A 26,181-nucleotide genomic window follows, 5' to 3' on the forward strand; every position below is an offset into this window, starting at 1 on the left:
GGCCGTCCGCGCCAGCTCCCTCGGGGAACAGAAGCGTCACATGGACCACCAGATCAAGACCGTCGGCATCATCGGGGCCGGGCAGATGGGCAACGGCATCGCCCATGTCGCTTCGGTCGCGGGCTTCGACATCAGGCTGCACGACGTTGCCGAAGACCGCATCAACGCAGCGCTGGCGACGATCGATGGCAACATGGCCCGGCAGGTCGCCAAGGGTGCCATCGCCGACGAGGATCGCCGCACCGCGATGCGCCGGATCGTCGCGGCGCCGAAGCTGGAGGATCTGGGCCCGTGCGACCTCGTGATCGAGGCCGCGACCGAGAGCGAGGAGGTGAAGCGCAAGATATTCACCGCCGTCTGCGCCCATCTGCGCCCTGACGCGATCCTGGCCTCGAACACCTCGTCGATCTCGATCACGCGGCTGGCCGCGGCGACCGATCGCCCCGAGCATTTCATCGGCATCCATTTCATGAACCCGGTGCCGCTGATGCAGCTCGTCGAGCTGATCCGCGGCATCGCCACGGACGACGGCACCTTCGAACGCGCCAAGGGCTTCGTCGCGGCGCTGCACAAGACGGCGTCGGTCTCCGAGGATTTCCCGGCCTTCATCGTCAACCGCATCCTGCTGCCGATGATCAACGAGGCCGTCTACACACTCTATGAGGGCGTCGGCTCGGTCGAAGCGATCGACACGGCGATGAAGCTCGGCGCGAATCACCCGATGGGGCCGCTCCAGCTTGCCGACTTCATCGGCCTCGACACCTGCCTGTCGGTGATGCAGGTGCTGCATGACGGCCTCGCCGATTCGAAGTACCGGCCATGCCCGCTGCTGGTGAAGTACGTCGAGGCCGGCTGGCTCGGTCGCAAGACCAAGCGCGGCTTCTACGACTATCGCGGCGAAAAGCCGATTCCGACGCGCTGAAAACGATGCCGTCTTGCTCGGCCTTGAGCCGAGCATCTCGAAAACCAGATTCCGCATGCGATTCCCGGGTCTGCGCTGAGTTTCTCCTCGGGTCGACCGAAGGTCGGACCCGAGGGCTCCGCCTGGGAATGACGCGTGCGTCTGCGCATTCGCGCCGCAACATCGTCGCTTCACATTCCTGTCGCATCGCGCTTACATTGATGCGGCAGGATTCGTGCGAGCCCTAGAAGCGGAGGCGCGATACGGGTGACGGCGCATGTGATGCATCCGATGGCCTCGCCGGACGGTTGTCCGGCGCTGGTGCTCAACGCCGATTTCCGGCCGTTGAGCTACTATCCGCTCTCGTTGTGGAGCTGGCAGGACGCGATCAAGGCGGTCTTCATGGACCGGGTCAACATCGTCTCCGAATACGACACGGTGGTGCACAGCCCGAGCTTCAATATGAAGCTGCCCTCGGTCGTCTCGCTTAAAACCTATATCAAGCCCTCGCGCACCCCGGCCTTCACCCGCTTCAACGTCTTCCTGCGCGACCGCTTCGCCTGCCAGTATTGCGGCACGCGCGACGAGCTGACCTTCGACCATGTCGTGCCGCGCTCGAAGGGCGGGCTCACCACCTGGGAGAACGTCGTCGCAGCCTGCTCGCCCTGCAATCTGATGAAGGGCGACAAGATGCCGACCGCGGTCGGCATGATCCCGATGCAGAAGCCGTTCGCGCCGTCGATCAACGACCTGCACCGCAACGGCAAGCTGTTCCCGCCGAACTATCTGCACGACAGCTGGCTGGATTATCTCTACTGGGATTCCGAGCTGGAGCCGTGAGCTCCGGCACCATTATCGCGAGCGCGAGCGCGGATCCGAGGCATCGCGCAGGGCATCGCCGAGCAGGTTGAGCGCCAGCACCGTGACGAGGATGGCAAGGCTCGGGAAGACCGCCAGCCACCAGGCGTCGAGGATGTTCTCGAAGCCCTCGCGAATCATCGCGCCCCAGGTCGGCGCCGGCGGCGGCACGCCGAGCCCGATGAAGCTGAGCGAGGCCTCGGTGCGGATCGCCGAGGCCAGCCAGAGCGAGCTCATCACCACCACGTCCGAGATCATGTTCGGCAGGATGTGCCGCGTCATGATCCGGAACGGGCCGCAGCCATAGGAGCGGCTGGCCTCGACGAAATCGCGCTGGCGCAAGGTGATCGTCGGCGCCCGGGCGACGCGGGCGAAGGGGGCGACCTCGGTCACCGCGATGGCGATGATCAGGTTCTCCAGGCTGGCACCGAGCATGGCCGCGATCATCAGGCCGAGCAGCAGCGTCGGGAAGGCGAGCAGTACGTCGAGCACGCCCATGACGAGCTGGTCGAAGACGCCGCCGATATAGCCGGCGATCACGCCGATCGCGGTGCCGACCAGCATGGCGATCAGGATCGCGACGAAGCCGACGAAGAGCGAGATGCGCGCGCCATAGATCAGGCGCGAGAGCACGTCGCGACCATAGGAATCGGTGCCGAGCCAGAACTCGGCCGAAGGCGGCTCCAGCCGCGCCACGATGTTCTGCTCGAGCGGATCGTGCGGGGCGAGCCAGGGTGCGAACAGCGCGATGCAGACGATCAGCGCCAGCAGCACGAGCCCGATCCAGGCGAGCCGGTTCTGCGTGAAGGCGAGCCAGAGCCCGCCGGGCTGGATCGCGACGGGGGTGTCGGCGGCGCTCATGAGTACTTCACCCTGGGATCGACGAGGCCGTAGGCGAGATCGGTCAGCGTGTTCACGACGATCACGCAGATTGCGAAGATGATCATCAGCCCCTGCAGCAGGGTGTAGTCGCGGGCATTGAGCGCGCCGATGATCAGCTTGCCGAGGCCGGGGCGGTTGAAGATGATCTCGGTCAGCACCGAGTTGCCGATCAGCGTGCCGAAATAGAGCCCGACCACGGTGATGATCGGGATCAGCCCGTTGCGCAGGGCATGGGTGACGACGAGCTGGGCCGGGCCGACGCCCTTGGCGCGAGCGGTGCGGATATAGTCCTCGGTCAGCACGCCGAGCATGGCGGCGCGGGTCACGCGCATCACATAGGCGGTCATGATGATGCCGAGATTGAGCGCCGGCAGGGCCAGCGCCCGCATCCGCTCGGTGAGGCTGCCGGAGCCGCTGGTGTTCCCGAGCACCGGGAACCAGTTCAGCTGGATCGCGAAGACGATCAGCATCAGGATGCCGGAGACGAAGGCCGGGAAGGACAGGCCGACCAGAGAGACGACGCGCGAGATATAGTCGACCCAGCCATTGCGGCTCAGCGCGGCGGCGACGCCGAGCGGCAGGCCGAAAAGAAGTCCGATCGTGATGGCGGCGACGGTGAGCTCGATCGTCGAGGGCAGGACGAGCAGCACCTCGCGGATGACGCTGCGCCCGCTCGACAGCGACTGCCCGAAATCGCCGGTGAGGATCTTGCCGAGGAAGGCGAGGTACTGGACGTGGACCGGCTGGTCGAGGCCGAGCTTCTCGCGCAGTGCGGCGAGCGAGGCGGCGCTGGCCTGGTCGCCGAGGATGACGGAGGCGGCATCGCCCGGCACCAGCCGGACCAGCACGAAGATCGCGGTCAGCATCACGAACAAAGTGGGGATGGCGAGCAGGATGCGCCTCACCAGATAGCCGATCATGCCACCGCCCTTTCCTGCATCAGTCGCCCCGGCGCGAAGGCGGCGATCTCGCGGCGCGTGCGGCCTTCGCAGACGAGCTCGGCCAGGATCGAGCCGACGACCGGGACGAGCTGGAAGCCATGTCCGGAGAAGCCGAAGGCATGGACGAGGCCTGGCGCATTCGGCGAGAGGCCGATGACCGGTATGTGGTCTGATGTCTCTGCCTCGATGCCGGTCCAGCAGCGGGCGATCCGAACGCCCCGCACGGCCGGGAAGAGATCCCCGGCGGCGCGGGCGCCCCGGGCGAGCTGGCGGAAGTCGACGCTGCTGCGTTCGCGCTCGAGATCGGCCGAACCCTGCAGGCCGCCGCCGATCACCAGCGTGCCCTGGCCGGCTTGCTTGAAGGAAAGCGCCCGGCCGACGACGCTGACGACGGGATCGAGCAGAGGCGCGAGCCGCTCGGTGACGATCATCATCGAGGCGCGCACGCCGAGCGGGATCACATCGCCGAACAGAGCCGCGAGCCGGCCGGCCCAGGCGCCGGCGGCGTTGACGATCTGCGGGGCGCGAAAGCGCCTGCTGCCGCAGACGATGAGCCAGTCGCCGCCCAACCGGTCGACGGCCTCGACGCCGCAGCCCTCGGCGATGACGACGCCTTCGGCCTCGCAGGATCGGCGGAAGGCGGCGATGGCCCGGTGCGGGTCGGCGGCGCCGTCGCGCCGCGCCACCAGCGCCCCGACGCAATGCGGGCTCAGCGCTGGCACGAGCCGGCGCAGTTCGGCGGCGTCGATCAGCTCTTCATGGCCGTAGCCGAGAGCGCTGGTGCGCGCCTGCCGCTCGATCAGGGCCGGCATGTGCTGGGCCTTCTCCGCAACGCGCAGCTGGCCACGGGCGTGGAAGCCGCAGGTATCGCCCACGATCGTCTCGATGCGATGCCACATCGCCATCGCTTCGAGCGAGATCGGGATCTCGGCGATGTCGCGGCCGAGGGTGCGAACGCCCGCCGCGGTGGCGCCGGAGGCGTGGCGGCCGGTCCAGCGCCGCTCGACCAGCGCGACCTTGCGGCCGGCGCGAGCGAGGTGCAGTGCGGCGGAGAGGCCATGCAGGCCGCCGCCGACCACGATGACGTCGTATGCGGCGTCGGTCATGCCGCCGGTTCCTGTTCGTCGAGGCTGGCAAGCTCGCCGAGCGTCACCGGCTTCAGCGGCGGCCGGATCCGGTAGAAGCCGACCTCCTCGACAGGGCGGTTCTGCGCGGCGGCGACGATATGGGCCATGGAATAGCCGCATTGCCGGCCCTGGCAGGGGCCCATGCCGGCGCGGGTGAAGGCCTTGAGCTGGTTGGGGCCGGGCCGGCCCTCGACCGCGCGGGCTCGGAGCTCGCCGGCGGTGACCTCCTCGCAGCGGCAGATCAATGTCTCGTCGGGAGGCGCATAGAGCTGCGGGCGCGGCGCGTAGAGCGCGTCGAGCAAGGGCCGCAGCGCGAGCGCGCTGGAGAGGGCGCTTCGCTCGGGCGTGGCAGCGGTTTCTGCGGTGGCGTCATCTATCCGGCCGAGTCTGGCCGCAACCCGCACCGCCGCGAGCCGTCCGCGTGGCTCCGCCGCTTCAGCCCCGCCGATGCCGGCACCGTCTCCGGCGACGAAGATATTGGCCTGCGAACTCTCGCCCCAGGCGTCGAGGACCGGGACATAGCACTGCTGGCCGGCATGCCAGCGCGCGGCGCAGCCGAGCGCCAGCGGCGCATGGATGTTCGGCACCACGCCCTCATGGACCAACAGCACCTCGGCTGGGACCTCGGTCTCGCGGCCGTCTTCCGTGCGATAGCGCAGGCGCTGGAGACGGCCCTCACCCTCGGCGCGCAGCTCGGTGACATGGCGGATGATCGTGACGCCGGCCCAGCGCAGCGCCAACGACCAGGACAGGCCTTTCAGGAGATCGCCGAGGCGGGCGAGCCCCTGCGGCAGGTGGCGCAGCGCTGCACCGACACGTCCACGCGGGGTGGTGTCGAGGAAGCCGGCGATACGGCCGCCCGCGGCCAGCAACTGGGTCATGTAGAGTAGAGGCAGCGGTCCGCAGCCGGCGATCCAGACCGGATTTTCAGGCACGGAATCGGCGGTCTTCAGCAGGATCTGCGCGGCGCCGACGGTGAGCACGCCCGGCAGGGTCCAGCCCGGAAAGGGCACAGGCCGCTCCTGCGCGCCGGTGGCGAGGATGATCGCCTGCGCCGTCATGATGCGCGCCTTGCCACCACGCGTGACGAAGGCGCGGAAGCCGGGCTCGATCTGCCAGAGCTGGCTCTCGGGTTCGTAGAAGGCGCCGCAGGAGCGGAAGGCCGCGGCGCGCTCGGCGCCGGCAAGATAGCTCTCGCCGAGCCGCTTGGCGCGCGACGTCGCGGCGACGGTCTCGATTCCCCGCCAGATCTGGCCGCCGGGCGCCGGCTGATCGTCAACGACACGGACGGAGAGCCCGTGGCGGCGGGCGGTGACGGCGGCGGCCATGCCGGCCGGGCCGGCGCCGACGATCAGGAGATCGGTGTGCTCGCTCATGCCGACAGGCTCCGGCGGCCCTGCTGGCGGGCGATGCGCATGCCGCCCGCGACCGGCGTCAGGCAGCTCTGGACCGAGCCCTGGCCGTCGATCTCGACCAGGCATTCGAAACAGACGCCCATCATGCAATAGGGCGCGCGCGGGCTCTGCGAGACCGGCGTGGTCCGACTCCAGCCTTCCTGCTGGCGCAGCAGCACCGCGGCGACGCTTTCGCCGAGCTCGGCCGCGACCGGGCGTCCGTCGATGAAGATGGTGACCGCCTGCGGCCCCGGATCATGCAGCTTGCGGAACATCGAACCGACTCTGGTGGAAGGGAGAAAAGCGCTCGGGCAGGCTGCCCGCGGCGATGGCGTAGGCGAGCTCCACGGCGTGAAAGGCCGCGAGCGTCACGCCGGAATGGCAGAGCGCGACGAAGGCGCCGGGATGGCTCTGCGACTGCGCATAGATCGGATAGCTGTCGGGCGTCATGATGCGCAGCCCGGCCCATTGCCTGACGAGGCCGACCTTCGCCAAGGCGGGAACGATCTGCACGGTCTTGCGGCTGAGCCGCGCCGCCGCCTCGCCGGTGGTGGAGACGTCGAAGCCGGGATCGTCCTTGGTCGCGCCGATCATCACCGTGCCCTCGCCGGTCTGGCGCAGGCCGCTCGCCGGCAGCGGCAGGAAGGGAGCGAGCCGCTCGGTGACCAGCACCTGGCCGCGCTCCGGCCGTAAGGGAACGTCGAGACCGACCTGGCGCGCCAGCTCAGGCGAGCCGAGCCCGGCGGCGACGACGATCCGCGGTGCGGTGAGCGTCTCGCCGTCGAGAGTAAGCTTGAAGTCGGTGCCGACACGCTCGATCCGTTGCACCCGGGCGCGATGGCGTAGCGCGCCGCCATGATGGGCGACGCCGGCATGCAGCGCCGCCAGAAGCCGCAGTGGGTTGGCGTGCCCGTCCCGCCGGCCGAAGCTGGCGCCAGCGACGTCCGGACCGAGCGTCACCTTGGGCAGCAGCTTTTCCAGTGCCGGGCGATCGAGCATCTCCCAATCCGGCTCGTCGTCGCCGCGCTGGTTATGGAGGCGCAGCAGATCGACGCGGCGCTTCTCATAGCCTTCTTCGCCGAGGCAGAAGGCAAGGCCGCCATTTTGCTCATAGGCGAGGTCTATCGCCGTTTCTGTCTCCAATTCTTCGGTAAAGCCGCGCCAGAGCGCGATGCTGTCGCGGGTCAGGGCCTGGTAGGCCGGCATGCCCAGGCCCTTGCCCTGCAACCAGACCAGCCCGAAATTCGCCCGCGCCGCGCGGAAATCGCCATCCTCGCCGTCGAGCAGCAGCACCTTCTGCTGCCTGCGGGCAAGGCCATAGGCAATGGCGGCCCCGACCGTTCCTCCCCCGATGACGACGATGTCCGGCCGCATGAAAATCCCTTTCGCCCTTTGACGTTAGGAAGCGACATTGTATTTCGTCAAAGTCGTTTTTCTCTGCACTCTATTCCCTGGGGTTATGCCATGGTGAGGCGGCTCAATCTGCGCCAGGTCGAGGCCTTCAAGGCGGTGATCGAATACGGCACCGTCAGTCGCGCCGCCGAGATGATGAACGTCTCGCAGCCGGCGATGAGCAAGCTGATCGCCCATCTCGAAGCGGATACGGGCCTGCGGCTGTTCGACCGCGTGAAAGGCAGGCTCGTCGCGACGCGGCGCGGCATGCGGCTCTACGAGGAGATCGACCGGATTTTTGCCGGCGTGCGCCAGGTCGAGAATGCGGTCGAGGCGATCCGGCGCGACGAGCAGAGCCGCCTGCTGATCGGCGTCATGCCGGCGCTCTCCGGCTCCTTCATCCAGGAGGCGACCTCGCGCTTCCTCGCCAGGCAGCCCGGCGTGTTCTGCTCGGTCCAGTCGCGCAGCTCGCAATGGATTTCCGATGCGCTGGTCACGCACAGGCTCGATGTCGGCCTGATCATCGCCCCGGTCGACAACCCCTATGTCGCCGCCGAGCCGATGATGGGCCATCCCGTTGTCTGCATCCTGCCGCTCGGCCACCCGTTGACTGCCAAGGAGGTGATCACGCCGCGCGATCTCGCCGGTGTCCCCTTCATCTCCTTCGATCCGGAGAGCCACACCCATCGCAGCATCAGCCGGGTGCTGGAAGGCCATGGCGTCATGCCGGAGGTGGTGATGGTCGCGAATGTCTCGCCGACCCTCTGCGAGTTCGTCGCGGCCGGCGTCGGCGTCTCGCTGGTGCATCCGCTGATCGTCGGCGGCCTGCGCGACAAGATCGCCATCCGCCGCTTCGAGCCGGAGTTCCAGCTCGATTTCCAGCTCTGCCGCAACCGCGACAGTCGCAATGCCAGGCTGGTCGCGGCCTTCCTGGAAAGCGCGCGCGAGGCGGCGGCGGAAATCTCGCGGACGATCCTGACGCCGAATCCGGCCTGATCATTGGGTAGCGGCTACGCTTCGATCTGGCTGAAGCGTCATTGCGAGCGCAGCGAAGCAATCCAGGGGACGTAGAGCATTGCCGCCCTGGATTGCTTCGTCGCTCCGCTCCTCGCAATGACGAACTCTCGCCCAAACGGCGATCGGATTTGATCGAGACTGCTTAGGCCTCAGCGCGCCTTCAGCGTGGTCGCTTCGGTGATCGGCGGGGCGAGGTTGAGCGCACCCTTCAGCTCGTAGCCGAAGTCGAGCTTGTCGCTGCGGGCCCAGACCTGGCGCAGTTCGAACAGGGGAATCGCGCAGACATCGTCCATGATCTTGCGCTGGGCCTCCTTCCACAGCGCCTTCTGCGCATCCGCGTTCGGCGCAACCCTGGCCTCCTCGATCTCCTTGTCGGCGATGGCGCAGTGCGAGAAGTTCGTCGCCGCGGTCGGGGTGCCCACCGTCGCGCGCGAGTGGAAGAACTCGCTAAGATAGGTATCCGCGATCGGAAAGCGCGCCGCCCCGTAGAAGACGAGCCCGCTCAGGTCCTTGCGGCTCTGGCTCTGATAGGTCGCGTGGTCGACGACCTGCATTTCCAGCTTGATCCCGGCCTTGGCGAGCTGCGCCTGGATGATCTCCATGAAGGGCTGCTGCGCCGAGATGTTGGAAACGATCGCCTTGATGGTGATGCCGTCCTTGTGGCCGGCCTCGGCCAGCAGGGCTTTGGCCCTGGCGAGATCGAAGCCATAGCGCAGCGTGCAATCCTCGCCGAGATAGCCGGGCGGCACGACCGAGCAGCCCTTGGGGCCGACATCCTTTCCGACGAAGCGCACGAGGTCGTCGACATTGACGGCGGCGGCGATGGCGCGGCGCACGCGGATGTCGTCGAGCGGCGGCTGGCTGCGGTTGATGTGCAGCAGGCGGTACTCGCCGGGCTGGAAGATCTCGACATTGAAGCCGGGACGCTTGCGGGCTGAATCGACCCAGCGCTGCTCGCGCTTGCCGTAGAACAGGTCGAGCTCGCCGGAGGTGAAGGCGAGCTCGCGCGCGCTGTCGGACGGGATGGCGCGCATCATGATCGTATCGATCTTGGGCTTGCCGCGGAAATAATCGGGATTGGCGGCGAGCTTCACATATTGCTGGGTTACCTGCTCGACGAAGGTGAAGGGGCCGGTGCCGACGGGCTTGGCGCCATAGCGGTCGCCCAGTTCCTCGCCGGCCTTGCGGCTGACGATGTTGCCGCCATGGTAGTTGGAGACGCGGCCGAGGAAATTCACGTCCGGGTATTTCAGGGCGATCCGGACGGTGAGGTCGTCGACCTTCTCCACCTTGTCGATCGCCGAGAAGTCGGAGGAGAAGGTCGAGCGCTTCGGATCGCCGGCGCGCTGCAGGGAATAGACGACGTCGTCGGCATCGAGCGTACCCCAGTCGCCGTGGAACTTGACGCCCTTGCGCAAATGGAAGGTCCAGACCTTGCCATCCGGCGAGATTTCCCAGCGCTCGGCGAGGTCGGGTTCTAGATCCTTGGGATCGGCGCTGCCGGGCTTGAAGCGCACGAGGCCGTTATAGAGCCAGCCGACCAGCGCCTTGTCGTCGGTCGCGCTGGCGCGGTGGGCATCGAGCGTCGAGACATTGCTGGCGCCCGAGCTGACCCGGAGGACTGTCTCCTGCGCCAGCGCCTGACCGTGCAGGCCGGCAACCAGCATCAGGCCCGCAAGCCCGGTGGCATGCATCTTCATCGCTCTGTCCCCTCTTTGCTTGTTGGAGCGATAGTGGTGACGGCCAACCCAGTCTGTCCAAGTCGAAATCGGGGATGAGGTATTCTGCAGGGTTATGGCGAGGCGTGCGCTCGCTGCGCCACCGCCAGGCCACGAAGCGGGCTGGAGTTCAGTAGCGATTGCGCTGGGTGATGTCGCGGATCGCGGTCAGGCCGGACATCGCCTGTGGCGAGCCATTGGCGCGGTAGAGCGCCTGGAAGACCTGCGCGGCATCGTCGAAGCGGCCGAGATTGAAATAGGACCAGCCGCGCATCAGCATCAGGTCGGTGCTCTCGGAGGCATAGCGCGCCCGCTCGCCGAGCGTGATCAGCGCGCCGTTGAAGTCCTTGGCATCGTACTGGGCATAAAAACGTTCGGAGAGCAGCAGGCTCTGGAGCTCCTTGCGACGTGCCGGAGGCAGATTGGAGCTGGCGGCCGCGGCGCCCGCCTCCGCCGTCAGTCCCTGCTGCAGCTTCGCATAGGCCTTCCCCGCGGCGGCATCCGCGGCGATCTGGGCATTGCCGCTGCGCTGGGCGGCGTCGAAGGCTTCGGCCGCGGCGGCCGGCCGCTTCAGGTTGAGCAGGCACCAGCCGCGCTGCAGCGCCGCCGCCCCGCTGGCGCCCGCGCCGCAGGAGCCGCTGCGCGGGCGCTCGGCGGCCGGGCGCCGCGTCACCGTCGCAGCGGGAATGTCGTCTTCGTGGCGCATGACCGGCGCGGGCTCGGCCCGAACGATGCGACGTGGCGCCCGCTCTGCTGGCTCGGGTATCTGGGCTGTCCGCGCGGTCGGGGTTGTTTCCGGGAGGGGTCGGACTTCCCGCTCCTGCGCTGGGGAGCGCCTGCGCGCCGGGTTCAGCAGATCGGCGATGCGCGGCGAGCGATTGCGCCATTCGGCGATGATGGCACGCACTCCGGCCAGGTCGCGCAGGCGCTGATGCACCAAAGCGAGCCCATAGGCGGCCGGTTCGTAATTGCGATCCCAGGACAGGGCGGTCTCGAACCAGGTTTCGGCCGGGGCGATCTGGCCGGAATTATAGGCGTACCAGCCGAGCCCGGCGCCGCCTGGCGCATAGCGATCGACGCCGACCGTCTTGGCGATACGCTCGACGACGGCGCGCTCGAGCCGCGGCGCCGGCTCCTGCGCGATCAGCGCGGTCGCGACATCGAGATAGGCCTTTCGGTTGGCCGGGCCGGCGTCGAGCCATTGCGCACCGAGCGTCTCCGCCTCCTGGTATTTCTGCTGGGCGCCGAGGGCGAGCACGGCGCCTTCGGCCGCCTTGGCGCCACCATTGCGCGCCAGCGCAGTCTGGAACCAGGTCACGGCCTTGGCCGCATCGTTGTGGTGGAAACTGTAGAAACCGAGCAGGATCGCATCGTCCGGCGTCGTCGCCGCATTGGCGAGCGTCTCGATGCGGCGGAGCTCCTCGGGCGTCGCGGTCAGAGCCGGCTCTTCCGCGGCCTTGCCGATACGGCGCCGCGCGATCTCGTCGCGAATGCTCGAGAACTCGCTCTGCTTCTCCTGCGCCAGCAAGGGACCGACCAACGCCTCGGGCAGGCTGGCGAGCGCCTTCTGCATGGTGCCGACCCGCTCGGCCGGGGTGGTGCAGTTGGTCAGCACATAGGCATAGGCGTCGCGCGCGCGCTCCGGCGCGCCGGTCTGGACGAAGGCCTCGGCCACGCGCCAGAGCGCGTCGACATTGGTGCAGGTGAGCAGCGCCGGAATCTCGGTGCCGATCCTGATCACCTGCTCCCATTGCCTGGCGTTGGAGGCATTGACCAGGCGCAGACCAGCCTCGGCCCGGTCGAGCTGGGCGAGGAGATCGGCCGGAGCCTGCCAGGTCGCATCGGTGCTGCTGCGCTGGGCGATTGCCGCGCGCGCCTCGCCGAACTTGCCCTCGGCGAACAGCTTCCAGACTCGCTCCAGCTCGGGATCGCCGGCCGGCAGTGGCGAATTCAGATCGGTCGGCGGCTTCCATTCCGGATAGAGCGCGCGCAGCCTGGCAAGTTCCGCCTCGTAACGGCGAGTGTCGCCCTGGCTGGCGAAATAGCGCAATGCCGTCTCATCGACCTTCTGCGCTGGCCCGGGTGGCGGTGCCGACCGCCCCGGCGCTGCAGGAGCTTGAGCCAGTTCGGTCTCCAACTGACCGGCAGGGGTCGGTTGCGACGGCGGCGTCGGCTCGATCTGCGTCTCGGCCTGCGCCTGGCGCACGGCCGGCACAGATGCCGCCGGCCAGCTGAGGTCATGGCCATAGCGGCCCAGCCCGTAGAAGGCGGCGCTCGAGGCTGCGACGGCGATCAGCACGGATTTCACATGCATTGCGGATACCTCTCGCTGAGCATCGAGAGAGCAAGCAGATGCAGGGTCGACGGATAGTAGAGCGTCGGCTGGAAGGTCTTGAGCTCGGCCGGGATCGGCGTGCGGTCGAGCGCACAGGCCATCGCGGCGTTCAGGATGCGATAGCCGGCATCGGGCAGCGGCTCGGCCACCTTGCCGCTCGGCACGTCGATCACCGCCGTGCCATTGGCCCAGGCCTGGCGGAAAGGTTCGAGGCGCTGCTTGTCGGCAAGGCCGGCCCGCAGGAGATAGAGCGGGATGCGCAGCGCGTTATAGCCGAACTGCCGCGGGAAGCCGTCGGCGGGCTTCGGCTCGCCCTTGAGCGAGAGCCAGTCGGCCGCCGGGATCTTCCGCCTGGCGAGCTCGTCTAGCAGCTTCAGTCCGCTGGCCTGTACCTGCAGCCAGCTCTGATCGCCGGTGAGGCGGGCGAGGATGGGGAAGCTCTCGAACACCCAGTACGACGGGTTTATCACCGGCCCGTCCGGTCGCTCCTGCTCCGAGAAGCCCTTCGCCGCAGGCATCAGCCAAGTTTCGCCGCCACGCTTCAGGAGTGCAACCTTGGCCAATGACCGGGCGATCTGGCGGGCCGCGGTGGTGTAGGCCGGCATTGACCAGCGCGTCCCGGCGCAGGCGAGGGCTTCTGCGATGAGGAGGTCGCCGTCGCTGGCGTTGTTGATGTCGCTGATGCGCGGCGTGGCCTTCGGATCCCAGCGCCAGGCCGCCAGGCCGTCGTCGCGGATCAGGAATTCGGTCCGGGTGAAGGAAAGGATGCTGGCGAAGCTGCCGCGATCGCCGGCGAGGCAGGCCAGCAGCAGCCCATAGCCCTGGCTTTCGCTGTGGCTGATGCCGCCATTGGCGTCATCGACGACGCGGCCCTCGGCGGTGACGAATTTCTGCCGGTAGAGCTCCCAGGCGCCGGCGGGGAGGGCAGCCTGAGCGCCGGAGGTCAGGCTGAGCAGCATGGCGGTCAGGGTTGCGCGAAGCCGTTTCATGAACGCCTCCCCAGCCGGCCGAGCATCAGAAAGGTTCCGATGCCGAGTCCGATGCAGGCTCCCAGCAGGGTCAACGCATAGATGCCGATATTGCTCGACATCCAGTTGGCGAAGACGAGGCGCATATTGGCCAGGCTGAACGCCCGGGTCATGACGAAGGTCGTGCTGTCCGCCGAGAGGATGTGGTTGTCCTGCCCGCTGCGGAAGGCGGTGAGCTTGCCGGCCATCCCGGCCCAGTTGCCGGGGGTGACGAGCCTGTCGACGGTCTTCTCCAGTGCCTCTTCCTGGCGCACGACGAAGGCGGTCCAGACCTGGCGCGTATCGGGGTCTGTCGCTTGGGCGGCGATCAACTCGGCCCCTTCCGCCGGCTCATAGAGTGTTGGTGCGCGTGTGGGTGAGCGCAGCTGCGCGAAGGAAAGATCGAAGGTCCGCTGCAGCCATCGGTCGAAGCTGATGAAATAGCGTGCGAGGGGGCCGCCGAACGAGCCACGCCAGCGATCGCGGGTCGCCTCGGTGCTGGGTGCGACGCCGCCGGAATCTTCGGGCGTCGTCTGCCGCCCCTGGAAGCGGTTGATCACCGCATCGAACACGGCCGTGCCTTCGGTTTCCGGCACGAGGACGACGGCATCGGCGCGTTGCGGCCAGGTGTTGCGGACGTTGTCGGCCACGCCGACGCGCGGCATCAATCCTGCGGGCATCTGGCCTGCGGCGCCGACGATCAGGGCGGGGCGGTTGCCGATGGCGGCGGCGCTGCCGATGACATCGACCGGGAACGGCCGGTCGGCGCGCTGGGCGAGCCTTGCGAGCAGCGTCGCGGCGGCGCCGAGATTGGGAACGTCCAGGCGGCCGACGAGCAGGGCGATCTGGGAGGTGATCGAATAGGGGAAACCGGTTCCCGCTACGGCCGCCAGATTCGGGCTGACGCCGATCTTGGCGAAGTTCGGGATCGCCAGTGCCGTGGTGTCGAACAGCGCGAAGCGGTTCTTGCCGGGCAATGTCGCGCCCGGCCCGCAGGCGAGGTCGGACCTGGCTGGCGTCACCGCCTCGAGCCAAATCTCATTGATGCCGGGCCGGAAATGCCTGAGCGGTATCGTGATCGGGGTTTGCTGGAAGAGGCCCCCGCTCGTCGTATTGAGCGGGACGGTCGCCGCGACGTTGCCGTTGACGAAGATCTCGATATGGCTGTCGCCCGGCAGAACCTCGGAATAGGCGCCATCGAGATAGAGCGTGGCCTCGCCATAGGCGTTGGCGTAAAAATCTCCCGGCATCGCGAGGATGGCGCGCACGCGCATGCGCCGTCCCGAGGATTCCTGCGTCGGAACGCCGAGTTCCGAGAAGCGCAGCACCTGACTGTCGGAGACGAACGGCGCGTCGGGGACATGCCAGCTCGCCGTGGCCATCGTCTTGCGGTTGATGTTGGTCGGCCGGGAGACCGGCCCGGTCAGGAGCCTGGCGATGGTGGCCTCGAGATCCTGCCAGCTCTCGCCGGTGACGAGCAGGGCGGCAGGTCCGAGCTTCGGGTGCGTGGTGAAGCCGACGAAGCTGCCGACGCCAGCCTCCGCCGGCAAGGTGCCGATGAGGTCGCGCAGTTCCTTGCCCGTCCCGAGCAGCACGGTCAGCATGCCCGGGCGGACCCTGTCGGGCAGCTTCTCGGAGATTCGAATGGCTGCCTGACTGTAGCGGCCGCGTAGTGCAACGCCTTGAGCTACGGCAAGAATGCTGTTCGCGGCAACCGCGCTCGCTGCGCTCGGCGCGACGATCTGGATCGTCGTCTGCCCGGTCTCGTCGGCGCCGACGGCTGGCAGGTCGTCGATGCTGCGTAGCCGCGATTGCTGCGCCGGATTCCTGAAGCTGAGCCGCGTGCCGGCGCCGTCGATGCGCGTCCACAACTCATAGGTGGAGGCGATCGTGCAGTCGGTGCGATGGCGCTGCACCGCCTCGAAGCGGATCGTGTTCTGGCCGGGCCTGAGAAGCCCTTTGCGGATCGCGGTGGAGGTGCGCTTCAGGCGATCGGAGGAGGCGATCGGCGCTTCCATGATGCGCTCGCCATTGATGCGCACCGTCAGGCGCGAGGCCTCCGGCATCACGACCAGCGCATTCTGGAAGGCGATGTCGAGATTGAGGTCGGCGCCGGCCTCGTCCTGGGTCAGGTAAAAGGCCCAGCTGCGTGCATCGCCTTCGCCTTCGAGCATGACGCGGGCAGCCGGCAGCAGTGGCTTGAAGGCGAAGCTGGCGGGAATGGCGGGCGTTGCCGGGGCTGGTGCCGGCTCTGCCTGCGGTCTGGGTTCCACCGGGCGGGCGGCCGCAGGTTGCTGGGCAGGTGGGGCGATCATGAACGGCGCCGGCTCGTTCGGCGGCGTCGGCTGGGGTTCCTGTGCCCAGGGCGCGGAGCCCGGGGTCAGGATCGGAAGAGCTGCCGCCGCGGCCAATATGGGCAGGAGGCGCGTCCTCATTCCGCCGCTCCCCGCGTCGGATTGGAACGGGCAAAGCGGGCGAGGCCGAAGAAATAGGACAGGCCGCGGCTGGTCTGGAACACGGCGAGGCGCAGGAAGCGCAAGGTGCCGTAGATCACGCCCATGTTCTGGCGCCGCGCCTTCTGGAAGCTGCTCCAGATCCCGGCATCCGAGAAGGCGAGGTCCGCGATGATGCGGCTGTGCAGCGGCTCGCTCGGCTCGTAGCGGCAGCCGAGCACCAGGCCTTTTGCGTCGGGAGCGAGGCGCACGACGCGTACGGGCAGGGCGCCTACCGGCATCGCGATCGAGGTTTCGAAGGCGATCTCGCCGATGCTGTTCACTGGCAGCCTGTCGAACTCCTTGGACAGCACCCGGATGGCGACGCCGTCGACGGAGACGTTCTCGGTGACAACGGGCGCTGTCTTGCCATCGATGCTGATTTGCCCGCGGCGCTTGACCGGGAAACGCCGGGCGCCGCGGCCTTCCGGCCGCTCCGAGACCACGCCGAGGGCGCAGCCCGCCATCAGCAAGTTGAGGATGTTCCAGAGCCCGACCACGAGGGTGGTGTCGGCATTGTAGGGCTGGGTGATGATGCGCCAATAGGTGGCGACGACGCCGAGCGCCAGCACGGCAAAGATGATGAAGAAGGGCAGGCCGAGCTCGGAGACACGACGCGTTCCGAGCTCCTCGCTCTTGGCGGTGACCTTGAAGGTCGGCTTGCCGGGATTGAGGATGACCGAGATCACTGCCGGCAGCAGGTAGACCGACTGGATGAATTCGTAGAGCTCGGAGATCCAGGGCCAGCGATAGCGGCCATAGAGATAGTTCTGCATCATCAGGTTCACCGCCATGTAGCTGAACACGTAGGCGATGAATTCGGCGCCCGAGGCGGTGAAGATCTCCAGCCCGAAGAAGAGGTAGAATAGCGGCGCCACCAGGAAGGTCAGGCGCACAAAGGGGAACAGCCAGAACAGGGCCGAGGACGAGTAGCATAGGCGTTGCGGCAGCGAGAGGCCGCTTTTCAGCATCGGGCGGTGGTAGATCAGGATCTGCATCATGCCCTGCGCCCAGCGCGAGCGCTGGCCGATGAAGCTCGCGAAGGTCGCCGGCTGGAGCCCGGCGATCAGCGGCTTGTCGACATAGATGCTGGTCCAGCCGGTGGCGTGCAGGGTGATCGCGGTCTCGGCATCCTCGGTGATGCTGCGGCCTGAGAAGCCGCTGGTCGTCTGCAGGGCCGTGCGGCGCAGCACCGCGGCCGAGCCGCAGAAGAACGAGGCGTTCCACTTGTCGAGGCCGCGCTGGATGATGCCGTAGAACATCTCGTTCTCGGACGGCATCGCCTTGAAGGTCTTGAGATTGCGCTCAAGCGGATCGGGATTGATGAAGAAGTGCGGCGTCTGGACGAGGAACAGCTTCGGATCCTCGCCGAAATAGCCGATCGTCTCGGTCAGGAAGTTGCGCGCCGGCGCATGGTCGGCGTCGAAGACGACGACGAGGTCGCCGCTGGAATTGGCGAGGCCGTTGTTGAGGTTGCCGGCCTTGGCGCTGATGTTGCGCTCGCGCGTCAGATAGGTGCAGCCGAGCCCGGCGCAGAGCTTCTGCAACTGCGCCCGGCGTTCCCGCGCGGCGCTGGCCGCGACGAAATTGTCGGCATTGCATTTCTCGTCGGTGCCGCCATCGTCGAGCAGGTAGACGGTGAGACGATCCGCCGGATAGTCCATGGCGAGCGCGGCCGAGAGCGTCGTCGCCAGGAGTTCGGGCTCCTCGTTGTAGGACGGCACGAAGACATCGACGCTCGGAGCGTCGGCTGGGATCGGCGGCGCGCTCGTGCGTCGCGGCAGCGGCATCGCCACCACGAACAGGCTGAGAAACAGCATGCCGATGTTGTAGAACTCGGCGAGATAAAGGATCAGCCCGGGGATGAAATCCTCGAGCTGGTTCACCGGCGGCAACGTGCTCGTCGTGCGCCAGTAGATGTAGCGCAAGACCATCGCCGTGCCGAGGCCGAGCGCGATCAACCGCCAGACGCCGTAGGGGCGCAGGAATTTGAGCAGGATCATCGCCCCCACCACGATCGTCCCGGCGATCAGATGCGCCTGCAGGCTGATCGGCAGCGTGATCAGCGCCACGACCACTGCCGTGGCGATCGCCCAGAAGAAGACGTAGATCGCGGTTCGCATCGGCTCTCGGCGCGCTCGGCTCTCAGGGTGTCGTGGGCGGCGGTGGAACGGTCGGGTATCCGGCCAGCGGCCTGTCCGGGACAGGCTGCGTTTCCGGGAGACGCTCGGATTCGATCCGGGGCTGCCTTGCCGGTCGCGGACGGGCAACCTGCCGAGGGGCCGGCGTGTCGTCGGTTGAAGCCTGCGGCAGCGGGTAGATCGGCGCGCCCGCCTGGCCGAGGCCGGGTGCGGGCGCCGGCGCATCCCCTGCCGGGCCCCAGCCGCTGCGTCGCAAGGAGGCGTTGAGCGAATAGTCATAGGCGAGGCGCAGCAGCGCGGCTTCGCTCGCCTTGGGGTCGCAGATGCGCATGCGGACCGAGACCGCGCCCGATTTCGGCCGGAAGATGCTGTCGCCATCGGCGATGCGCTGCCAGGCGTAGAGGCAGGCCTCGCCGCCGGTGCCGCGGCCGAAGGCGTAGCTGAACGGCCCGTATTTGTTCTGGACGAAGACGGCGGAGGGCGCCATGGCGACGCCCGGCAGGCGCTCCTCCATGTCCTGCGCGACGGAAAAGTCGTCGATCCCCGGCAGCTTGAGCAGGTTGCCCTCGACGCCGGCACTATCCGGCAGATCGGCCGCTGTGAAGAAGGCGACCTCGATCCTGTTCTCGCCGGGCGTTTGGCCGCGCGTCGCCAGCGAGATCGTCTGCGCGATCGCATTCTCATAGCTGCGCTGGGTGATACCGATCACAGGCTGGCTGCCCGGCGGCAGCACGATCATCGCCCGGCCCGGGTCGACGGAGAGCGAGCGCGTCGCCGTCACCAGTTCCGAATCGGCAAGTCTCTGCTCGCCGCATCCAGCTATGGCCAGGCACAGGCCAACGGTCGCGACAGATATCGCCGCGCGCTTCCGTGGCGGATGGCGCCGCGCGGAACGTATGGCCGGACCCTGTCCTGCGACGTTCATCGGCGCGCCGGTCCATGTCTGGTCGGCATCGTCATATGGTGACCATCGATTAATACAGGTTAACGCGAGCCTACCGTCCGCTGCGCATCAACAATGCGGTCCGAGCATCTGAATCCTGTCGGCAATACAGATGATTCGCGCGGCTATTCCAACCGCTGATCGTACGAGATCGTCGCATGGCGATCCGCCGACGCTCTTCCGGCGACCAAAAAAATCGAGGCAGGACGCGGCCTTTAGGCAGGAAAACGGCTGCCCTGCAGTTTGCTGGGGATGACCGCGTCCGGTCGCCCGGGCCTTGACCGAGATCGTTGGGCCGACTCAGGCCGGCGATCGATCGAGGCGTTGCGCAGCATTCCTCAGTCCCAGCAGGGCGACGGCCAGCAGCCCGAGGGAGGCGAGCGCGTTCCAGCCGGCGAGGGAGAGGCCAAGGAAACGCCAGGCGGCCTCCGTGCAGGAGACGATCCGGGTCGTCTGCAGCTGCTTCATCAGGTCCTGGACGCCGGCGGCCGCCGGGGCGGGTGTGCCGCCACAATCGTTCGGACCGGCGAAAATCCCCCACTCCACGCCGGCGTGATAGACGCCGAGCCCGGTGCTCCAGGCCATCAGCAAGGCAAGGACGATCAGCACCGCGATCTGCAGCCGGCGCGAGCGGGCGAAGATCAGTGCGAGCGTCGTGAGGCCGATCACGGCGTAATGCGGCGCCCGCTGTTCGAGACAGAGCTTGCAAGGGCGCAGGTGCAGGACGAGCTCGAAGAACCAGGCACCGCCGATCAAGGCGAGGCTCACCAGGCCGATCAGTGCGATCAGGCGGCGGGGATCGGCAAGGAGGCGCGCGGCAGGGCCGGTCATGGCGACACTCAGCAGGAGAGGAACTGGCCCGAGCCTGTCAGCAGCTTGAGGCCGAAATAGAGCAGGATCAGGAGGGCGGCACCGCCGAGCGCGATCAGCTTCAGCCGCTTCTCGATGAAGTGGCGGATCGTCTCGCCATAGCGGCGCAGCAGGAAGGCAAGGGCGAAGAAGCGGGCGCCGCGGGCGATGACGCAGGACAGCACGAAGAAGCCCAGCCCGATATGGACGGCGCCGGCCAGGATCGTCACCACCTTGATCGGCGGCAGATGTGCCAGGCCCGAGGTGGTGAGCAGCAGCAGAGTCATATCCGGGGTGGCACAGGCGCGCAGTTGCTCGAAGGCGCCGAGCTTGCCGTAGAAGGCGAGTACCGGCCGCGCCAGCGCGTCGAAGGCGTAATAGCCGAGCGCATAGCCGGCGATGCCGCCGAGCGTCGAGAACACCGTCGCGATCAAGGCGAGGCGATAGGCCCGCTGCGGCTTGGCCAGCGCCATCGGCACGAACAGCACGTCGGCCGGGATCAGGAAGAAGGAGCTCTCGATGAAGGCGACGACGGCGAGCCAGACCTGCGCGCTGCGGCGGGAGGCAAGCGAGAGCGTCCAGAGATAGAGGCGTTCGAACATCGCCGGCCCTTAGAGCATCGGACCGAAAAACGGAAACCGCTTTTCGGAGGCAATCCGATGCCTGACAAAGTGATAGATCGCCATTTTGCGTCCGAAAGGACGCATGGCGATCTAGCGGGCGCCGGGCCGTCCGTCCATGGCTGCGACGTCGTTGGAAAAGCCGTTCACGCGAGATTGACCGGCCTTCGGCTATCGCTATAGTCCGCCCCGCCTGAAAAGGGCCCCTGTGGCGGAATTGGTAGACGCGCTCGACTCAAAATCGAGTTCCGCAAGGAGTGCTGGTTCGATCCCGGCCAGGGGCACCATTGTCGACGGCAGCTTGCCGGCTGCTCGATGCGCTAGGCCCGCCGCCCTAAAATCGCCTCTCGCTGCCGCTCTGTCTTGCCCCGAATCGATCCTTACGGGCAGCCGAGGAGTCTCAGCATGAGGGCAATTGCCATCACCGTCGCAGCCAGCATTCTCGGGGCCGTTCCGGCGTTCGCCGACGAGCTTCCGCAGCGCAAGCCGGGTCTCTGGGAAAGCAAGTCGACGAGCGCCGAGGGCGAGACCAGCGCCAAGCAATGTGTCGGTGCTGGCACTGACCGCGCCATGGTCGGCGGCATGGCAGGCGCCGCCTGCTCGAAGATGGAGGTGACGAAGACCGCGACCGGCTACGCGGTTGCGACCGAGTGCGCGATCGGCCAGATCAAGGCGGTCGGCAGCAGTACCGTAACCGGTGACTTTCAGGCGACCGTGCGCACCGAAGGCACCACCACGCTCACCGGCATGCCTGGACAGGCCGGGCCGGTCGAGCGCAAGCTCGTGGTCGAGGCCAAGCGTGTGGGCGATTGCGGACCGGGCCAGAAGCCTGGCGACATCATCATGCCAGACGGCAAGGTCATCTCGCTGCCGGGAGCGGCCGGCGCGAAGCCCTAGCTCCCGTTGCCGGCCGAAACGGCAACTCGCATTCGCCGAACAAAAAATTCGGCTGGCATGTCACATCTCGCCGAGCCGGTTCGTCCTGCTGGAGAGCGCTGCAGCGGCCATGCCGTCCTGTGAAGCGCGCTTCACCGGACGAGGACGGACATGGCAACGGACATCATTCTGGCTGGCGCAGAGAGCGCCGCCGTCGCGGGACGGCTGCTTCTGGGCGGGGCCTTCGCCTTCGCCGGCCTGCGCAATATCGTCAACAGGAGCCTGCTGGCGAGCCTGATCGGCGCGCGCCGCGTGCCGTTGCCGGCTGTCACCCTGTGGCTCGGCATCGTCTTGCAAATTATCGCCGGGCTGATGATCGTCTGTGGCACCAAGGTCTCGCTGGCCGCGCTGATGCTGCTCGCCTTCCTGGTCGCGGCGACGCCGATGTTCAACAATTTCTGGGATCATCAGGGCCCGGACCGGGCTAACCGCATCAACGGCTTCGTCGCCAATATCGCGATCGCCGGCGGTATCCTCGGCCTGATCGGCCAGGCCTGAGCCGCTCAGCCCGCCTCGCCGGCGATCACGCCCTTGCGGAACAGGAAGCAGCCATAGGGGCGGGGATCGCCGACCTGCACCACCGCGAAAGCCTGCTTGGCCGCTTCGTAGAAGGCGAAGCGCTCGATGCCGGCGAGCGGCTCCGAATGGCCGAGCGCCTGGTCGAGTTCGGCCTGGACCTGTGTCTGGACCTCGGGAATCGCCATGGCATCGCCGACGACCAGCATGCGCCGTGCCGGCTGCGGCTCGAAGTCGTCGATCGGCAGCACCGAGAGGATGGCGCGCGCTGCCCGCGCCATGGAAAGACCTGGCAGGCGCACCAGCCGGCCGCTGGTGGTGGCCCGGGCGATCTTTTCGGCTGGGTGGTTGGCGTCGACCAAGGCGAGGTCATCGCCATGGCCCATCGCCGCGAGCACCCAGAGCAGGTCGGCGGAGAGGACCGGGTCGATATTCTTCAGCATGTGACTGTCACCCTTGGTACGCTTCACCGTCGTTGCGAGCGCAGCGAAGCAATCCAGGAAGACTTGGCGCGGCGCCCTGCCGCCCCTGGATTGCTTCGTCGCTGACGCTCCTTGCAATGGCGATCAGCATTAGTTGCGTCCGCGCTGCGAGAGATAGAGCTTTGCGGCATTGCCGCCGAAGACGGCAATGCGCTGCGCTTCCGTGAGGCCGGCGAGCAGCGTTTCCGCCGCCTCGACCCATTGCGCATAGGAGGCACGCAGCGTCACCACGGGCCAGTCGCTGCCGAAGATCAAGCGCTCCGGACCGAAGGTCGCTAGCAGGTGCTCGACGACCGGCCGGAGCGTTTCCAGCGTCCAGTCCAGGCCGGCCTCGGTGACCAGCCCGGAGAGCTTGCAGGTCAGGCGGGGATCCGCCGCGAGCGCCGTAATGCCTGTGCGCCAACCAGCGAGGTCGCCGCTGACGAGATCGGGCTTGGCGCCATGGTCTATGACGCAAGCGAGATCGGGATGCCGCTCCAATACGGTGATCATCGCCGCGATATGGCGTGGCTTCAGCAGCGCGTCGAAGACGAGGCCGCTGGCGATCATCGCCTCGAAGGCCGAGGCCAACTCAGGACGCGCCAGCCAGCCGTCGTCGGCGATGTCCTGGACCATGGGCCGCAGGCCGACGAGCAGCGGGTCGGCCGCCAAGGTGGCGATACGCTCCGCTGCATCAGGCGCATTGAAATCGGTCCAGCCGACGACGCCGGCGACGAAGGGCGTCTTCTCGGCGATGTCGAGCAGATAGGCGGTCTCGGCCTCGGTCGGCGCCGCCTGCACCAGGATGGAGCGTTCGATGGCGTGGACGGCAAGGAGCGGGGCGAGGTCGGCGGGACCGAAGTCACGATGGATGACGCCCAGCGCCGGCGTCAGCCAGCCATAATCGCCGCGGGCGAGGCTCCAGAAATGCTGATGGGCGTCGATGCGCATGGGATCAAGCCGGAGCCGGGACATCGGCGCCGAGCAGGCCCTCGGCTTTCAGCTCTGTCCAGAGCGCGCCCGGAACCGGCGCCGCGAGCTCGGCGACCTGATCGGCGACCTCTTCCGGCTTGACGGCGCCCATGACCAGGCTCGCCACCGCCGGGTGGCCGAGCGGGAATTGCAGCGCGGCGCGGCGCAGCGGCACGCCATGGCGGGCGCAGACCGCCTCGATCGTCGCGACGCGGGCGAGGATCGCGGGCGGCGCCGGCTGGTAGTTGTACTTGGCACCGGCGATCGGGCCAGTGGCGAGAATGCCGGAGTTGTAGACGCCGCCGAGCATCAGGCCGATGCCCTTCTCCCGCGCCAGCGGCATGAAGGAGGCGAGCCCCGGCTGCTCCAGAAGAGAATAGCGCCCGGCGAGCAGCATCGTGTCGAAATCGCCGGCGCGGGCGAAGCGCTCGCACATCTCGGCTTCGTTGACGCCGACGCCGATCGCCTTGACCGCACCGGCAGCGCGCAGTGTGTCGAGGGCGCGATAGGCGCCGTCCATCGCCTGGGCAAAGTGGGCGTCGATTGCGTCCTTGCCATGGGTCCAGACGTCGACGTCGTGGATCAGCACGACATCGATGCGGTCGACACCGAGGCGCAGCGCCGACTGCTCCAGCGAGCGCATGGTGCCGTCATGGGAATAGTCGAAGCGCAGGCCGTGCGGCAGGCCGCCGAGATAGCCGGAACCGTTGCCGCGCCCGGCGAAGGGCTCGGCTACGCGGCCGACCTTGGTCGAGATCACGACGTCCTTGCGGCCGGAGCGCCGCAGCGCCGCGCCGATCCGGTGCTCGGAAAGGCCATGGCCATAGAGCGGCGAGGTGTCGATCAGGTTGATGCCGGAGGCGAGCGCCGTCTCGACCGTCGCGATCGCGCCGGCTTCGTCGAGATGGGCATAGAGATCGCCGAGCGGCGCACCGCCGAAACCGAGCGTGGTGACCTTCAGGCCGGAGCGGCCGAGCGGTCGAACGGGAAGCGTGGAAGTCGTCATCGAAGCTCGGGTGCACGGTCGTGGTGCATGACTATGTGCACGTCAACATGTTAGCTTGCAACCGCATTCGTTCCGGACTAGCGTGCGCACCATTCCGGTAGGCGTGGCCATGCTGAGCTCACCTGCCGGAACCGGATCAAGACGGCCTGAAACGGCCGCGCATTCAGTCCAGGGGAGGACATCCATGACCGAGATCTTGAAGCCCACACGGCGTGGCCTGCTGCGCGGCGCCGCCGCGCTCGGCGCCACCGGCGCCATCGCCTCGCCGCTGGTATTGCGCGAGGCGCGGGCCCAGGCCGCCTTCAACTGGAAGCGCTTCTCCGGCCAGTCGATCGACGTCCTGCTCGTCAAGAACCCGCGCTCGGACCTGTTCCAGGCCGCCGAGAAGGAGTTCACCGAGCTCACCGGCATCAAGGTCTCCTCCGAGCAGGTGCCGGAGCAGCAGCAGCGCCAGAAGGCGGTGATCGAGTTCGCCTCCGGCAAGCCGAGCTTCGACGTCAGCGCGATCTCGCTGCATGTGCAGAAGCGCATGGCGGCGAAAGGCAAGTGGTTCGCCGACCTCTCGCCGATGATAAAGGATGCCTCGCTGACCTCGCCCGATTTCAATTTCGAGGATTTCGGCGCCGGCGCCGTGGCCTATGCCCGCCAGGCCGATGGGGCGCTCGATACGCTGCCCTACTTCGTCGACTACTGGATGCTCTACTACAACAAGGAACTGTTCGACGCGAAGGGCGTCGCCTATCCCAAGAGCATGGACGAGATGGCGGTTGCCGCCGCCAAGCTGCACGATCCGGCCAAGGGCGTCGCTGGCTTCGTCTCTCGCGGCCTGAAGAATGCCAATGTGCCGGTCTGGGCCTGCCTGGTGCTCGGCCAGGGCATCGAGACCACCTCGGCCGAGGGCAAGCTCCTGACCGATACGCCCGAGGCGATCTGGGCCGCCGAGCTCTACAAGAAGCTCAACAAGGACACCGGGCCGGTCGGCTCCGTCGGCTTCAACTGGAACGAATGCCAGACGACCTTCATGCAGGGCCGCGCCGCGATGTGGCTCGACGGCATCGGCTTTGCGACGCCGCTTGAGGATCCCAGCAAGTCGCGCATCGTCGGCAAGGTCGGCTATGGCGTCACGCCGCCCGGGCCGAAGGCGCATCATGCCGGCATGTTCGGCGACGGCATCGGCATCTCGCGCGGCTCCGCCAAGAAGGAGGCGGCCTGGCTCTATATCCAGTTCATCACCAACAAGGCGCAGCAGCTCGCCATGCTGAAGGCCGGCGCCGGCGCTCCGGCCCGCTCCTCGGCCTATCTCGACACGGCGACGATCGAGGCTTCGAAATTCGGCAAGCAGTATTTCGACTGCCTGCTGAACTCGGCCAAGATCGCCCGGGCCGCACTGCCGCAGATCGTCCCGGTCACCGAGTTCCGCGACGTCTTCGGGGTGGCGCTGACCAATGCGATCGGCGGCGCCGATGTCGCCGCCGAGCTGAAGAAGGCGACGGAAGCCTTCGCACCGGTGCTGGCCAAGAGCGAGCAGGGCTGAGGCTGGCCGGCCAGCCATGAGAAGCGTCATGGTCGGGCTTGTCCCGACCATCCACGTCTTCCTGCGGGCAGGCCTGAGTTCAAGACGTGGATGCTCGCCACAAGGGCGGGCATGACGGCGTGAGTTTCCAGAGCAGATA

General features: G+C 67.5%; 23 protein-coding genes and 1 tRNA gene. 7 read left to right on the forward strand and 17 right to left on the reverse strand.

What is annotated here, in order from left to right; all coding sequences use genetic code 11:
• The first annotated feature begins 40 nt into the window (after window positions 1-40).
• Entirely contained in the window at window positions 41-922 is an 882-nt protein-coding gene (locus BMZ21_RS10190; RefSeq protein ID WP_091832915.1) for a 3-hydroxybutyryl-CoA dehydrogenase, read from the forward strand.
• 261 nt (window positions 923-1,183) lie between these two features.
• The gene (locus BMZ21_RS10195) at window positions 1,184-1,741 is read left to right on the forward strand and encodes an HNH endonuclease (protein WP_091834276.1); all 558 of its coding nucleotides are present in this window, start codon (window positions 1,184-1,186) and stop codon (window positions 1,739-1,741) included.
• Between the two features lie 12 nt (window positions 1,742-1,753).
• Here the strand turns inward: BMZ21_RS10195 and BMZ21_RS10200 are convergent, their stop codons facing one another.
• From BMZ21_RS10200 to BMZ21_RS10225, 6 genes are read right to left on the reverse strand one after another with little or no spacing between them, the layout of a single operon-like run.
• Entirely contained in the window at window positions 1,754-2,620 is an 867-nt protein-coding gene (locus tag BMZ21_RS10200) for an ABC transporter permease (RefSeq protein WP_091832918.1), read from the reverse strand.
• Complete coding sequence (locus BMZ21_RS10205; RefSeq protein WP_091832922.1) at window positions 2,617-3,561, reverse strand: ABC transporter permease; 945 nt, start codon at window positions 3,559-3,561, stop codon at window positions 2,617-2,619. Before BMZ21_RS10205 ends, BMZ21_RS10200 begins: the two co-directional genes overlap by 4 nt.
• Window positions 3,558-4,688 carry an NAD(P)/FAD-dependent oxidoreductase gene (locus tag BMZ21_RS10210; RefSeq protein WP_091832925.1) on the reverse strand — a complete coding sequence of 377 codons (1,131 nt, stop codon included), beginning with the start codon at window positions 4,686-4,688 and terminating at the stop codon, window positions 3,558-3,560. Before BMZ21_RS10210 ends, BMZ21_RS10205 begins: the two co-directional genes overlap by 4 nt.
• Window positions 4,685-6,085: an FAD/NAD(P)-dependent oxidoreductase gene (locus tag BMZ21_RS10215; protein ID WP_091832928.1), complete on the reverse strand. Its 1,401-nt coding sequence runs from the start codon at window positions 6,083-6,085 to the stop codon at window positions 4,685-4,687. Before BMZ21_RS10215 ends, BMZ21_RS10210 begins: the two co-directional genes overlap by 4 nt.
• On the reverse strand, window positions 6,082-6,378 hold the full coding sequence (locus tag BMZ21_RS10220) for a (2Fe-2S)-binding protein (protein ID WP_091832930.1): 297 nt from the start codon (window positions 6,376-6,378) through the stop codon (window positions 6,082-6,084). The genes BMZ21_RS10215 and BMZ21_RS10220 overlap by 4 nt, the downstream gene beginning before the upstream one ends.
• On the reverse strand, window positions 6,359-7,477 hold the full coding sequence (locus tag BMZ21_RS10225) for an NAD(P)/FAD-dependent oxidoreductase (protein WP_091832933.1): 1,119 nt from the start codon (window positions 7,475-7,477) through the stop codon (window positions 6,359-6,361). The genes BMZ21_RS10220 and BMZ21_RS10225 overlap by 20 nt, the downstream gene beginning before the upstream one ends.
• A 90-nt stretch (window positions 7,478-7,567) precedes the next feature.
• Here BMZ21_RS10225 and BMZ21_RS10230 point away from each other — a divergent pair, with 90 nt between their 5' ends.
• Window positions 7,568-8,491: a LysR substrate-binding domain-containing protein gene (locus tag BMZ21_RS10230; RefSeq protein ID WP_091832936.1), complete on the forward strand. Its 924-nt coding sequence runs from the start codon at window positions 7,568-7,570 to the stop codon at window positions 8,489-8,491.
• A 170-nt stretch (window positions 8,492-8,661) separates the two neighbouring features.
• On the opposite strand, the gene BMZ21_RS10235 is transcribed toward BMZ21_RS10230, so the two are convergent.
• From BMZ21_RS10235 to BMZ21_RS10270, 8 genes are all read right to left on the reverse strand, one after another.
• The gene (locus BMZ21_RS10235; RefSeq protein ID WP_091832938.1) at window positions 8,662-10,212 is read right to left on the reverse strand and encodes an ABC transporter substrate-binding protein; all 1,551 of its coding nucleotides are present in this window, start codon (window positions 10,210-10,212) and stop codon (window positions 8,662-8,664) included.
• A gap of 148 nt (window positions 10,213-10,360) precedes the next feature.
• On the reverse strand, window positions 10,361-12,544 hold the full coding sequence (locus BMZ21_RS10240) for a tetratricopeptide repeat protein (RefSeq protein WP_091832941.1): 2,184 nt from the start codon (window positions 12,542-12,544) through the stop codon (window positions 10,361-10,363).
• Window positions 12,535-13,554 (reverse strand): family 8 glycosyl hydrolase, encoded by a 1,020-nt coding sequence (locus tag BMZ21_RS10245; protein ID WP_091832944.1) that lies wholly within the window; start codon window positions 13,552-13,554, stop codon window positions 12,535-12,537. The genes BMZ21_RS10240 and BMZ21_RS10245 overlap by 10 nt, the downstream gene beginning before the upstream one ends.
• Window positions 13,551-16,007, reverse strand: a complete 2,457-nt coding sequence (locus BMZ21_RS10250) for a cellulose biosynthesis cyclic di-GMP-binding regulatory protein BcsB (RefSeq protein ID WP_091832947.1) — start codon at window positions 16,005-16,007, stop codon at window positions 13,551-13,553. Before BMZ21_RS10250 ends, BMZ21_RS10245 begins: the two co-directional genes overlap by 4 nt.
• The gene (gene bcsA / locus BMZ21_RS10255; RefSeq protein ID WP_091832950.1) at window positions 16,004-18,187 is read right to left on the reverse strand and encodes a UDP-forming cellulose synthase catalytic subunit; all 2,184 of its coding nucleotides are present in this window, start codon (window positions 18,185-18,187) and stop codon (window positions 16,004-16,006) included. The genes BMZ21_RS10250 and bcsA overlap by 4 nt, the downstream gene beginning before the upstream one ends.
• Before the next feature lie 22 nt (window positions 18,188-18,209).
• Window positions 18,210-18,986, reverse strand: coding sequence for a cellulose biosynthesis protein BcsN (gene bcsN, locus BMZ21_RS10260; RefSeq protein ID WP_167561598.1), 777 nt, complete (start codon window positions 18,984-18,986; stop codon window positions 18,210-18,212).
• Window positions 18,987-19,448: 462 nt separating this feature from the next.
• Window positions 19,449-19,979 carry a disulfide bond formation protein B gene (locus BMZ21_RS10265; RefSeq protein ID WP_091832956.1) on the reverse strand — a complete coding sequence of 177 codons (531 nt, stop codon included), beginning with the start codon at window positions 19,977-19,979 and terminating at the stop codon, window positions 19,449-19,451.
• A gap of 8 nt (window positions 19,980-19,987) precedes the next feature.
• Window positions 19,988-20,599: a YqaA family protein gene (locus BMZ21_RS10270; RefSeq protein ID WP_091832959.1), complete on the reverse strand. Its 612-nt coding sequence runs from the start codon at window positions 20,597-20,599 to the stop codon at window positions 19,988-19,990.
• 220 nt (window positions 20,600-20,819) lie between these two features.
• Between BMZ21_RS10270 and BMZ21_RS10275 the strand changes: the two genes are divergently transcribed.
• The 3 genes from BMZ21_RS10275 to BMZ21_RS10285 all read left to right on the forward strand — a co-directional run bounded on the left by BMZ21_RS10275 (window position 20,820) and on the right by BMZ21_RS10285 (window position 22,051).
• Window positions 20,820-20,904, forward strand: a tRNA-Leu gene (locus BMZ21_RS10275).
• A 118-nt stretch (window positions 20,905-21,022) separates the two neighbouring features.
• Window positions 21,023-21,514 carry a DUF3617 domain-containing protein gene (locus tag BMZ21_RS10280; protein WP_091832962.1) on the forward strand — a complete coding sequence of 164 codons (492 nt, stop codon included), beginning with the start codon at window positions 21,023-21,025 and terminating at the stop codon, window positions 21,512-21,514.
• Window positions 21,515-21,664: 150 nt separating this feature from the next.
• Entirely contained in the window at window positions 21,665-22,051 is a 387-nt protein-coding gene (locus tag BMZ21_RS10285; RefSeq protein ID WP_091832965.1) for a DoxX family protein, read from the forward strand.
• Window positions 22,052-22,056: 5 nt separating this feature from the next.
• Here BMZ21_RS10285 and BMZ21_RS10290 read toward each other — a convergent pair whose 3' ends face one another.
• The 3 genes from BMZ21_RS10290 to BMZ21_RS10300 form a co-directional block, all read right to left on the reverse strand.
• A complete protein-coding gene (locus tag BMZ21_RS10290) occupies window positions 22,057-22,512 on the reverse strand; it encodes an RbsD/FucU family protein (protein ID WP_091832967.1) in 456 nt (151 codons plus the stop codon).
• A 129-nt stretch (window positions 22,513-22,641) separates the two neighbouring features.
• Window positions 22,642-23,481 carry an amidohydrolase family protein gene (locus BMZ21_RS10295; RefSeq protein WP_091834279.1) on the reverse strand — a complete coding sequence of 280 codons (840 nt, stop codon included), beginning with the start codon at window positions 23,479-23,481 and terminating at the stop codon, window positions 22,642-22,644.
• A 4-nt stretch (window positions 23,482-23,485) separates the two neighbouring features.
• Window positions 23,486-24,508: an aldo/keto reductase gene (locus tag BMZ21_RS10300; RefSeq protein WP_091832970.1), complete on the reverse strand. Its 1,023-nt coding sequence runs from the start codon at window positions 24,506-24,508 to the stop codon at window positions 23,486-23,488.
• Between the two features lie 184 nt (window positions 24,509-24,692).
• On the opposite strand from BMZ21_RS10300, the gene BMZ21_RS10305 reads away from it, so the two are divergent.
• Window positions 24,693-26,042, forward strand: coding sequence for an ABC transporter substrate-binding protein (locus tag BMZ21_RS10305; RefSeq protein ID WP_091832973.1), 1,350 nt, complete (start codon window positions 24,693-24,695; stop codon window positions 26,040-26,042).
• Window positions 26,043-26,181: the final 139 nt, after the last annotated feature.

The sequence above is a fragment of the Allobosea lupini genome (genome assembly GCF_900109525.1).
Taxonomy (GTDB): Bacteria; Pseudomonadota; Alphaproteobacteria; order Rhizobiales; family Beijerinckiaceae; genus Allobosea; species Allobosea lupini.